Source organism: Methylobacterium sp. (assembly GCF_019745455.1).
In the GTDB taxonomy this organism is placed as follows: domain Bacteria; phylum Pseudomonadota; class Alphaproteobacteria; order Rhizobiales; family Beijerinckiaceae; genus Methylobacterium.
On record NZ_JAIETD010000157.1, the window covers coordinates 1 to 10,441 of the forward strand.

The following is a 10,441-nucleotide window of genomic DNA, read 5'->3' on the forward strand; positions in this document are numbered from 1 at the left end:
ATGATAAACATCAACCCCTGAACCTGGGTCACTTCTCAACGAAAACGCCGGGTCAACTCTCAGCGGAAATCAACATCCTATCTTCATCGGGAACGTGGCGCTCTGCCACCTCTCGCACTCGGTCAACGCTCCGTTTCTCGTCTTCACCTATGCGTGCGTCTTGCTGTTCGGCAACGTCGCTCTCCCGCTCTCCTATCGGCGCTCGGTGCTTTTCACGAGCGTCTGCGTCGCCATTGGCGGGACGAGCACCCTCGCCCATAGCGGGCTCGATCCGACGGTGAGGATCTTCGCCGTGCTGCTCTTTGCGAGTTCGGCAGCCTACATGGTCCTCGCGACCTACCGGATGGAAGAGGGAGAGAGGCGCAACTTCCTCCACACCCTTCGCGAGAAATTGGCAGTTGAGGCGCTCGCCGAGCACAACAGCTTGCTGCGCCGTTTGTCAGAGACCGACGGACTGACGGGAATTGGAAACCGCCGTTCCTTCGACGTCGCCCTCAGCCGGCTGTGGAGGGAACATGCAACCAGCGGCGGCGCGATCGGCCTCATCATCTTCGACATCGACCATTTCAAACGCCTGAACGATACGCTCGGGCATCTCGCAGGGGACCAGTGCCTTCAGGCCGTGGCACGCTGTCTTGATCGATGCATCGGTCCTGGAACGAGCATCCTGGCGCGTTACGGCGGCGAGGAATTCGCCGTCATCCTGCCCTACGCCGATGGCCGTCTGGCCTCGACGATCGCCGAGCGGCTGCGAGCAGCCGTCGCCGCGGAGGTGATCTCCCTCGACCTGCCGTCACCGACTGCGTCACTCTCGGTGACAGTCAGCGGCGGCTTCATCGTCACGACCACCGATGAAGTCGAGGGCCCGGCCGGCCTCGTCGCGGCTGCTGACGAAGCTCTCTATCAAGCGAAGCGCATGGGCCGGAACAGGGTCCGGCAGGGGTCACCGCAGGACGAAGGGCGTTGCGTGGTCGGTGCCTGAAAGCTCCGTCGATGAACGACTCACCGGCATCGATCGAGTGGTAGGGTTCTCTGCCGCTTCGATGGCCGGCGGCTCGGTGAACCAATAAAGTCATCCGATGTGCTGCCGAGCCACTCGAAGAAACAAACTGTGACACACTGCGCCCGTGCAGGGCGTGAACTCCCGGCTTCGCCCCGCGTTCACCTGTTACGTTCGCTTCTAGAACTTCAGGTGGATTCCATGAAAACTCTGCTTTTTGCGTCGGCAGCCTTGATTGGCAGTCTCGCGTATCTTCCAACGATCGCCAACGCTCAAGCCAACGGCATCCGCGGCAACGCTCTCGGCGGAGGTATTTCGGTCGGCAACGCGGGTGCCGGCCGGAGCGGCTTCGGTAATGGCGCCGTTGGTGCGGCGGGAAGCAGCTTCCGTGGCAACGCTCTCGGTGGTGGGCTCGTGGCCGGAGGCGGTGGCGGTGGCTTCGCTGGAGGCAACCGGGGCTTCGGCGGCGGTACCGTCGTCGGGAATCGAGGCTTTGGAGGTGGCTACGGCGGACCGGTCCGAGGCTTTGGCGGCGGCTCGGTCTATCGCGGCGCAGGCTTCGCCGGCAATCGTGGCGGTTATTACGGTGGGCGCGGGTACGGCTACCGCCGCGGCTATGGCGGCCTCGGATTGGGCGTCGGCCTCGGTCTTGCCGGAGCCGGCATTGGCTACGGCCTAGGCAGCAGCTACTATGGCAGCGACTATTATGGGTCGGGCTATGCTCCCGTCTACTATGATGGGGGATACGCCGAAGAACAAGAAGTTGCGCCCATCGGCGATCAGGTCGCCTATTGCACGCAGCGTTTCCGGTCCTACGACCCCCGTACGGGTACCTATCTCGGCAACGATGGACGCCGCCGTCCCTGCCCGTAAGGCAGACGACCTCTGATTGAAAAGGCTTCCTCGCGCATCGGGCACGAGGGAGCCTTTTTCGTTTCGACCGGGACCCCGTTGCGTCGATGATGACCGGGCATCAACCCGAGGATGGGTCCGCTACCCTATTTCTCGGTGCACCGACCTTGCTTCGACAGGTGGTGGTGGTCACGGGGGTCGCAATCCGTCGCGAGGAACGAGGCCCATTCGGCTGTCGTGCCGTAGAAGGCGTTGCGATCGACGTCGCCCCGCACGCCGGGCACCCGCCCCGTGGAGGTGAACTGCCACAGCATCCATTTGCGGCGGGCGAAGCGCTGCTCGGGTTCGGCAGCGGTGGAGCGGACCCAATGAGGATAGTCCGGCAGCTCGCCCTCGAGCACGTCCTTATGGAAGGTGATGTCCGTATAGATGATCGGACGCTTGCCGGTGTAGCGCTCCATCTCGTCGAGCATGTACTGCACCATGCTCAGGGCCTGAGCTTTCGGCAGCTTCTTCGGGCAGAGCTGCGAATGGCCGTTCCACTCGACGTCGAGGACGGGTGGGAGGGCGGTCGGGTCGATCGGCACGTTCTTCTTGAACCAGGCCATCTGGTCTTGCGCCGAGCGGCACCAGAACACGAAGTGATAGGCGCCGCGGGGCACGCCGGCCGCCGCCGCGCCCTCCCAGTTCTCGCGGAAGCGCTCGTCGACGTGGTCGCCGCCCTCGGTAGCCTTGATGAAGGCGAACTGGGTGCCGGCCTTGCGGACCGAGGCCCAATCGACGCGGCCCTGCCATTTCGAAATGTCGATGCCCTGGATCGGATGCTGCTTGGCGCGAGCGACGCCGGGATGAGGCTTGGCATCGCCCTTCTCGGGATACAGGTCGGTTGTGCCGGCACAGGCGGCGAGGCTCGCCAGCAAGGCCGCGGCGACGGCCTTTCGCATCCAGCCACGACGAGAGCCGAGCCCAGCCGCGCGTCGATTCGTTAGCGACATCGCCCCCACGTCCATCACCCCACGCCTACGCACTTGGATCATGGATGCCCGAGCGCAGTTAACAGAGCTTTGCGGTCATTGAGGCGAAATTCCGTAAGGCGTTGCCTGTGGGCAACTTGAGCCTGCGAGCGGCCTGACCAATGTCGCCCGGGCATCGGAGGCACCGTTTTGCAGACGATCTTCACCATCGGTTACGAAGGGCTCGATCCCGAGCGCCTGCGCGACGCCCTCGCCGCGGCGGGAGTCGCTCGCCTTGCCGACGTTCGCGCCGTCGCCAACTCGCGCAAGCGCGGCTTCTCGAAAGGGGCCCTCGGCCGCTTCCTCGTCGAGTCCGGCCTCAGCTACGACCACCTGAGGGTGCTCGGAACACCCAAGGCCGGACGGCAGGCTGCCCGCGCCCATGACACAGCCCTGATGCGCCGGATCTATTGCGAGGAGGTGCTCGATACTGCCGATAGTGGTCTCGCGCTCGATGCCTTGGCCGATCTGGCGGCAGATGCTCCCACATGCCTCCTGTGCTTCGAGCGCGATCCGCAGCTCTGCCATCGCCGCGTTCTGGCCGAACGCCTCACCGAGCGCGGCTTCGTGGCCGTGGACCTCTTCGGCTGAGGCAAGGCCCGGCAGCGCCAGAAGCGCACCCTCCAAAGGCAATCCGCCGAAATCTTGGGCGGTGAACGAATTCAGTCACTTCTGATCATTGACAACAAATCTCCGTCATCTCCCAATATCGCGACGACCCTACCGCCGAGATGGTGGATGACACGCAAATCCCTGGACCAGACGCTCGGCTTCCTACGGTCGCTAGACCGGACCGCGAGCAGCGGCGACGTCGCTTCGCTTCTGATGGCCGAACTCGCGGATCTCGGCGTTTCCCACGTGATGGCCGGCACCGTTCCGGTGCCCGGAACCCCCGTCCGCCACCATCGCAATCACGTGCTGATCAACACCTTCCCGATGGAATGGGGCAAACGCTACCTGTCGCGCGGCTACGCGTTCCACGACCCGACCGTCCAACGCCTCGGCACCGGCTCCTCACCGTTTTCCTGGCTCGACCTCAAGGAGGGGCCGCTGACGACGACGTCGCGCCGGATCATGGACGAGGCCGCCGACTTCCGCCTCAGCGACGGGCTGACGATCCCGCTCCAGACCCTCGACGGCGAGATCGCGGGTTTCAGCGTCTCGGGCGATCGCCTCGGGATCGATCCTCTCGACAGGGGCATGTTGCAGCTCGTCGCGACCTACGCCTTCGGCCATCTCATCTTGCTTGCCGGCCAGGGCGTGGCGGCGCCGGTTCGACTGGCGCCGCGTGAACGCGAAGCCCTCCAATGGGCTGCGGAAGGAAAGACCGATTGGGAGATCGGCGAGGTGATGGGCATCTCCACCCATGGCGTCGATTTCCATCTACGATCGGCCAGAGCCAAGCTCGGAACCACCAACCGGACCCAAGCAGTCGCCATGGCGCTGCGCCGCGGCCTCATCATCTGATCGCGGGCTTCGACGCACTCGCCTCCGACGGACTCGATCGCCCGCGAAGGCATCCGATACACGCATCCCGAATGCAATGTTCGGAAGAACGTCGTGGGCCCTACGATTTCCCGTAGTACGCCGACGCGCGGCGACATGCGAGACAATCTCCGACTAGGGAGGCCTCGCCATGATCCACATCATCACTGCCGCTAATGCTCATCAGTATTCCGATACGATGGAGCAGGTCTGGCGCCTTCGCCACGACGTGTTCGTCGTCGAAAAAGGCTGGACGGATCTGGCAAGAGCCGATTTCCGCGAGATCGACCAGTTTGATACGCAGCATGCGATCCATTTCCTCGCCATGGAAGGCGATCGCGTCGTCGGCTATAGCCGACTCCTTCCGACGACGAGGCCACACCTCCTCTCCGACGTCATGCCGCAACTCTGCGAGGGCGATCTGCCCCGCGGACCGGATACTTGGGAGTGGACCCGGCAGGCGGTCGCCCGTTCGCACCGGGCGCGCGGCAAGGCGGTCAACCCGGTCTCGATCGCGCTCCTGACCGGCATCGTCGAGTGGGGCCTCGCGAGCGGAGTGCGCCGCCTCGTCCTGCAGATGCCGACTCTCTACCTGCTCCACGTCGTCCAACTGCATTTCCGGGCGCAGCCCCTCGGCCTGCCTCAGCCGATCAGTGGCGAGGACATCCTGGCCGCAACCGCCGAGTTCGATGGCCGCACGCTCGCCCGCCTCCGCGGAGTCCGCGGCGATACCGCATCCGTCCTCGCTCCTTCGACAGTCCGCTACCTCGCGGCGTGATCGCCACCCCCGTGCCAGGAGGCCCAATCCCATGTCCGCGACCCAGATGATTATATCCGACGACGCCCTCGAGATCCTGGCCGACCATTGCATGGCGGCACGGGCGGTCATCGAGGAGGCCGGTACGACCTCGATGCGCCATCTCATCGACCTGCTGCTCTACGAGGTGGCCCTCGCCCTCGCCAAGGGCATTCCCTCGGAGCAGGCAGGGGACTATCGCGAGGGATAGCGGCGAACGGCTTGGCTGACCTTCAGGTCACAACGCCTATTTCAGTGTCTTGAGATAGGCGATGACGTCGTTGATCTTCCTGTCGTCGGGGTAGCCCGCAAACACCATCTTGGTTCCGGGCACCTTGGTCTTCGGGTTCTTCAACCAGTCGTGGAGATTGGCGTCGTCCCAGGTGATGTCGGCGCCTTTGAGGGCGGCGGAATAATTATAATTCTCGTAGCTTGCCGCTTTTCGGCCGACGACGCCGACGAGGTTGGGACCGACACCATTCTTGCCGATCTGATGGCACGCCTTGCATGGCGCGAAGGCCTTTTCGCCAGCGGCCGGATCGCCGGCATCCTGCGCCTGTACCGAAACGGGAAGAGCGAAAAGCAGAACAGCGGTGAGAGCGAGGCGGCGCATAGATTTCCTCCGGTTCTTGTCTCGACCGGTACTATCTGTCGTTGAGCCCAGGGCTGCCCAGGGCTGAAGCCCCATATGCGACACTCTGTCTTATCCGCACCAAGGATTAAGTTATGCCCCATGAACGTATAGGCTCTTGAGATCAACGGGGATGCGGATCGGTCTCATCCAGGGGCGACGAAAGGCAAGGATGGCTGCCATGACGGACCCACGCCAAGCATCCCCGAGGTGCTTCGGGGTTGCAGGCGCCGCTGCGGAAGATCTTCTGTAAGCTGTATCGGAAACAGACGACGGAGACGAAGCTCACGTCGGAACGTCTTACGCCAACGCGAACAAATCACGTTGGCGCGGCCGAATCCTGCGGATCGGCAGCTTGTGCCTCGCCGCAGGAATCGACGGGTTTGATCGGTGACGGGCTCTAATTTTATTTGCCGCCAGAGGCTTGGTAAGCCTTGATGGCGCCCTGGCAGTTCTCCGATAGCTTGGACATGTTCTTCTTGAAGCATGCATCCATGGCCGGATCATCGGGCGGGATGCCGGCACAGAAGCTCAACGCATCACCGGCGCAATATTTCTCCAGGTCGGCATTACCTCGCTTTGATCCCGAGCCGGCGAGCGAAGGCGCTGTCAGTGCAAGGAGGCTCAAGGCAACGATGAGGGTGCGCATTGGGGCAATCCGATGATGCAGGGTGAAGGGCCGAGACGTCCTGATTGACGAAATACGGCGCGTTTGAACGTCCCACGATGCGGGACAGTTGCAATTTGTTTTTGCGGATCCCGACACTCCATCGAACAGGCGGCCAGAGCCCCCATACCGCCGCATCGAGAGAGCCCCCCCGACCCCTGCGCTCAATCACGCCTCACTCGCACGCCTCACTCGCCATGGGCGAGGCTCCGCCCATGGCGCACGCCATCATCGCAGAAAGCGGACATGATCCTCGCAAGCAGATGAGGTGGATTGCTCCCGCTCCCAACGACCGCATCCGTGCGTCACGTTAACAGGCCCTCGCGCCAGCTAATCAAGACCGAGACTAACTCGAGCTTGCGTAATCGATTGAATTCTTGCGCGTCGACATAAATATATCCGATGATATCATCCAGATTCACCCCCTAACTCGCGTGCAGACAATATAAATAAATGTTAAGTTCAGCGCGTTTGCACGAAATCGTGAACCGATGTGCCGCTCATACTTGCGAACGATAAAAAAAGAATTGGACCGTATCAACGGTGAGCGAACGTCTAACAGGACCCCTTATGCTCACTGTCGTCGGTTGCCTCGTCGAGGCACATGATCTGCGGCTCGTCGCTCTTGCGGCCGCCATCTGTGGGTTGTCGGCGGTGACAACGGTCTGCCTCGTCAGTCACGCACGCCGGGCGGACAGCTGGATGCAGGCAGCATGGCTTGCCGTCGCAGCTGGCGCCGGCGGCTCCGGCATCTGGGCGACGCACTTCATCGCCATGCTCGCTTATGCACCCGGCTTGCCTGGCGGATACGATATCGCGCTTACCGCCGTGTCCCTCGTGATCGCCATCGTTCTGGTCGGAAGCGGCTTGGGCCTCGCGGTTCTCGTCGACGGCAGCCTCGCCGCCTGGGGTGGTGGAGCGATCCTGGGTATCGGCATCGCCGCAATGCACTACACCGGCATGGCTGCTTACGATGTGGCCGGTCACAAGGCGTGGGAGCCGGCGACGGTGATCGTCTCGCTGGCACTCGGTGCCGTGCTGGGCGGCGCTGCGCTGGCCATGGGCTCCGGCGGGCGAGGAATGCGGCGGCAGCTGCCGGGCGCCTTCCTGCTCGTTCTGGCCATCTGTGGCCATCACTTCACCGCCATGGGCGCCGTGACCATCACCCCAGACCCCAGTGTCTTGGTTTCCGAAACGGCAGTACCCAACAGCTGGCTCGCCGTCGCTGTCGCGCTGGCGAGCTTTGCCATTCTGCTGCTTGCCGGAGCCGCTCTGGGCCTCGACCTTCGCGACCGTAGACAGGCCGAGCGTGAGGCGGACCGCCTGCGCAGCCTCGCCAATGCCGCCGTCGAAGGACTTCTGGTCTGTACCGGTGACACCATCGTCAGTGCCAACCACAGCTTCTCTCGCCTCGTTGGCTTGCCTCAGGAGAGGCTCGCCGGCGCGGCGCTCTCGGCTTTCCTTCCCGCCGAGGCCACGCGCTTGGCCCTTGCCAGCCAGCCAGAGCGGCCGGTCGAGGCGGAGTTGCGGAGGACGGACGGCGGGTTGGTTCCGGTCGAGGTCATCATGCAGATGGTCGAGTATGCCGGTCGGCCGCATTACGCCGTCGCCGTCCGCGATCTGAGGGCTCGCCGTCAAGCCGAGCACCAGATCCAATTCCTCGCTCACCACGACGCACTGACAGGGCTCGCGAACCGCGCCAGCTTTGGCAAGCGGATCGACGTTGAGATGAGGGCGGCGGATGCGGGCCATCGCAAGCTCGCCGTGCTCTGCCTCGACCTCGACAGGTTCAAGGAGGTCAACGATCTGTTCGGACATGCCGCCGGCGACGCGATGCTGGAAAGCGTCGCTCGCATCGTCACCGGCGAACTCGCCGAAACGCAGATGATGGCCCGCCTCGGCGGCGATGAATTCGCCGTCCTGATGCCCTGCGAGGGGCCTTCCGAGGCTGGGCGCCTGGCCGAGCGGATCCTCGAGGCGCTGCGCTCCGGCAATCCGGAGGCTAGCGGTCCGCAGATCGCCTCCAGCATCGGCATCGCCCTCTACCCTGACGACGCGGAGGAGCGGGCGAGCCTGTTGAATTACGCCGACACCGCACTCTACCGGGCCAAGTCCGAGGGCCGCGGCACCTACCGCTTCTTCGAGGCGCGCATGGGTGCGGACGTGCGAGAGCGCCGCTTGTTGGAACACGACCTGCGCCACGCCGTGGCACGCGGAGAGATGCACCTCGTCTATCAGCCTCAGACGGTCGTCGGCAGCGGCGAGGTCATCGGCTTCGAAGTGCTGCTGCGCTGGAACCACCCAGAACGAGGGCACATCTCCCCAGCCGTGTTCATCCCCATCGCCGAGGAAAGCGACGCCATCCTGCAGATCGGCGAATGGGTGCTTCGCGAGGCTTGCCGCGAGGCGGCGAGTTGGCCGAGGCCGCTCGCGCTGGCAGTCAACGTCTCGGCGGTGCAGATCCATAGCCCCCACCTCGTCAATCTCGTGCACGAGATCCTGCTGCAGACGGGCCTGGCGCCGCACCGGCTGGAGGTTGAGGTGACGGAAACGGCACTCATCCGCGACCCGAGCCGAGCGCTGCTGACGCTGCGGCAGCTGAAGTCGCTCGGCCTGCGCATCGCCATGGACGACTTCGGCACGGGTTACTCGTCGCTGTCGAATCTGCGCTCCTTCCCATTCGACAAGATCAAGATCGACGGATCGTTCGTTCGATCGGTCGACACCAACGAGCAGACGGCAGCCATCGTGCGCTCCGTGCTCGGCCTCGGCCGTGGTCTCGGGCTACCGGTCCTGGCAGAGGGCGTCGAGACGGATGCGGAGCTGAACTTCCTCATTGCCGAGCAGTGTCACGCCGCTCAAGGCTACCTGATGGGTCGCCCCTCTTTGATCGGTGAGTTTGCCCAGTACACGCATGGTGCGGAGCCGATCACCGGAGCGGACCTGAAGGTCGCTTGAGGTGTCTTAGAGCCATTTCTCGTGGACGCGAACGACGGTCCGCTTCCTCCGGATCGCTTGACGGACATGGGCGGCCCCAGCGCCCCCTCTTCCTGGCCTCAGCATCGTTCAGCCGATGAAGCTCAGCCGCCCACCCCTTGTCGGCGGGCGATGGTGATTTTCGACCACCTGATCGTCGGCTGGTGAAGGCGTAGGTTGCCTGCGGGGACCGTGACGGCGTGAATGACTGTCGCGCCAACCAACGAAACGTGGAGCATGCCGGGACTCTGCAACCGCGGTCCGCGATGACGCGACCGCCTTTAGGCATGATGGGCCGAACACGGGCCGCACTCGCAGCGCATATATCCGTCTCGGGATTTCACAAGGAAACCGATCTGGCTCGCTGGGAGCAATCGGAAAACTCAGACGAGAAACACCAACTCATTCAAGTTGGTGCGGCCAAGAGGACTCGAACCTCCACCCCTTGCAGGACTAGCACCTCAAGCTAGGTGGAAGCATTGAGATATAACAATAATTTTGCAAAAGACGCGATATAGGATGATCGTTAGATCAATGGCTTAGAGGCGGTTTGCAAAAGGCTTTCCAAAGTTTTGGATGCCAATTATCGATGTCTATTCCAGTCCAAACGAGCGAGCGCGATGCTGACCGAGAAGGCCGTCGAGCGAGTCGAAGCGATCGTCTCCTTGCTCCTGCCTGATATCAAAATCGCCATCGATGTTTGTGAGACGATGGAAGCCGCGAACGAGGTCGTGGCTCAACATCTCGCCGGCCGACATATCGACGGGATGGATGCCTTCAATGTGGTGCAGCACTCACTGGCTTTGAAGCTCGCCCTGGATCTCGCCCGCATCTTCGACGTGTCTCAAGGCAGACACTTGGACACACAGGACAAAGCATCGATCCCCATCCTCATCCACCACCTTCGGAAGGAAGGGGTAGCGGCCGAGTTCATCCAGCGAGCGCGACAATGGGTTCCCGGATGGGGGGAGCATCAGGAATCAGACGGAGAAGCCTGTCGCGCGGCTATAGCTCGTATGAT

Annotated in this window: 11 protein-coding genes and 1 tRNA gene; 8 read left to right on the forward strand and 4 right to left on the reverse strand. The window is 63.2% G+C overall.

Features of this window, described 5'->3' with window-relative positions:
- The first annotated feature begins 94 nt into the window (after positions 1-94).
- Together K2Y56_RS25040 and K2Y56_RS25045 are read left to right on the forward strand one after the other, a co-directional pair.
- Complete coding sequence (locus K2Y56_RS25040) at positions 95-982, forward strand: GGDEF domain-containing protein (RefSeq protein ID WP_292514454.1); 888 nt, start codon at positions 95-97, stop codon at positions 980-982.
- A 219-nt stretch (positions 983-1,201) separates the two neighbouring features.
- The gene (locus K2Y56_RS25045) at positions 1,202-1,873 is read left to right on the forward strand and encodes a BA14K family protein (protein ID WP_292514458.1); all 672 of its coding nucleotides are present in this window, start codon (positions 1,202-1,204) and stop codon (positions 1,871-1,873) included.
- 125 nt (positions 1,874-1,998) lie between these two features.
- On the opposite strand, the gene K2Y56_RS25050 is transcribed toward K2Y56_RS25045, so the two are convergent.
- Positions 1,999-2,796 (reverse strand): GH25 family lysozyme, encoded by a 798-nt coding sequence (locus K2Y56_RS25050; RefSeq protein WP_366849483.1) that lies wholly within the window; start codon positions 2,794-2,796, stop codon positions 1,999-2,001.
- 228 nt (positions 2,797-3,024) lie between these two features.
- Here K2Y56_RS25050 and K2Y56_RS25055 point away from each other — a divergent pair, with 228 nt between their 5' ends.
- The 4 genes from K2Y56_RS25055 to K2Y56_RS25070 all read left to right on the forward strand — a co-directional run bounded on the left by K2Y56_RS25055 (position 3,025) and on the right by K2Y56_RS25070 (position 5,357).
- Positions 3,025-3,456 carry a DUF488 family protein gene (locus tag K2Y56_RS25055; RefSeq protein ID WP_292514484.1) on the forward strand — a complete coding sequence of 144 codons (432 nt, stop codon included), beginning with the start codon at positions 3,025-3,027 and terminating at the stop codon, positions 3,454-3,456.
- A 147-nt stretch (positions 3,457-3,603) separates the two neighbouring features.
- Positions 3,604-4,332: a LuxR family transcriptional regulator gene (locus tag K2Y56_RS25060; RefSeq protein ID WP_292514464.1), complete on the forward strand. Its 729-nt coding sequence runs from the start codon at positions 3,604-3,606 to the stop codon at positions 4,330-4,332.
- A gap of 169 nt (positions 4,333-4,501) precedes the next feature.
- Positions 4,502-5,128, forward strand: a complete 627-nt coding sequence (locus K2Y56_RS25065; protein ID WP_292514467.1) for an acyl-homoserine-lactone synthase — start codon at positions 4,502-4,504, stop codon at positions 5,126-5,128.
- Between the two features lie 31 nt (positions 5,129-5,159).
- A complete protein-coding gene (locus tag K2Y56_RS25070; protein WP_292514470.1) occupies positions 5,160-5,357 on the forward strand; it encodes a hypothetical protein in 198 nt (65 codons plus the stop codon).
- Positions 5,358-5,393: 36 nt separating this feature from the next.
- Here the strand turns inward: K2Y56_RS25070 and K2Y56_RS25075 are convergent, their stop codons facing one another.
- The gene (locus K2Y56_RS25075) at positions 5,394-5,759 is read right to left on the reverse strand and encodes a cytochrome c family protein (protein WP_292514473.1); all 366 of its coding nucleotides are present in this window, start codon (positions 5,757-5,759) and stop codon (positions 5,394-5,396) included.
- A 424-nt stretch (positions 5,760-6,183) separates the two neighbouring features.
- On the reverse strand, positions 6,184-6,426 hold the full coding sequence (locus K2Y56_RS25080) for a 3',5'-cyclic-nucleotide phosphodiesterase (RefSeq protein WP_292514475.1): 243 nt from the start codon (positions 6,424-6,426) through the stop codon (positions 6,184-6,186).
- Between the two features lie 588 nt (positions 6,427-7,014).
- On the opposite strand from K2Y56_RS25080, the gene K2Y56_RS25085 reads away from it, so the two are divergent.
- On the forward strand, positions 7,015-9,402 hold the full coding sequence (locus K2Y56_RS25085) for an EAL domain-containing protein (protein WP_292514478.1): 2,388 nt from the start codon (positions 7,015-7,017) through the stop codon (positions 9,400-9,402).
- A 430-nt stretch (positions 9,403-9,832) separates the two neighbouring features.
- On the opposite strand, the gene K2Y56_RS25090 is transcribed toward K2Y56_RS25085, so the two are convergent.
- Positions 9,833-9,931: transfer RNA gene (locus tag K2Y56_RS25090), tRNA-Leu, on the reverse strand.
- Positions 9,932-10,040: 109 nt separating this feature from the next.
- Here K2Y56_RS25090 and K2Y56_RS25095 point away from each other — a divergent pair.
- Positions 10,041-10,441 (forward strand): hypothetical protein (locus K2Y56_RS25095; RefSeq protein ID WP_292514481.1); only part of this gene is annotated, 401 nt, incomplete at its 3' end.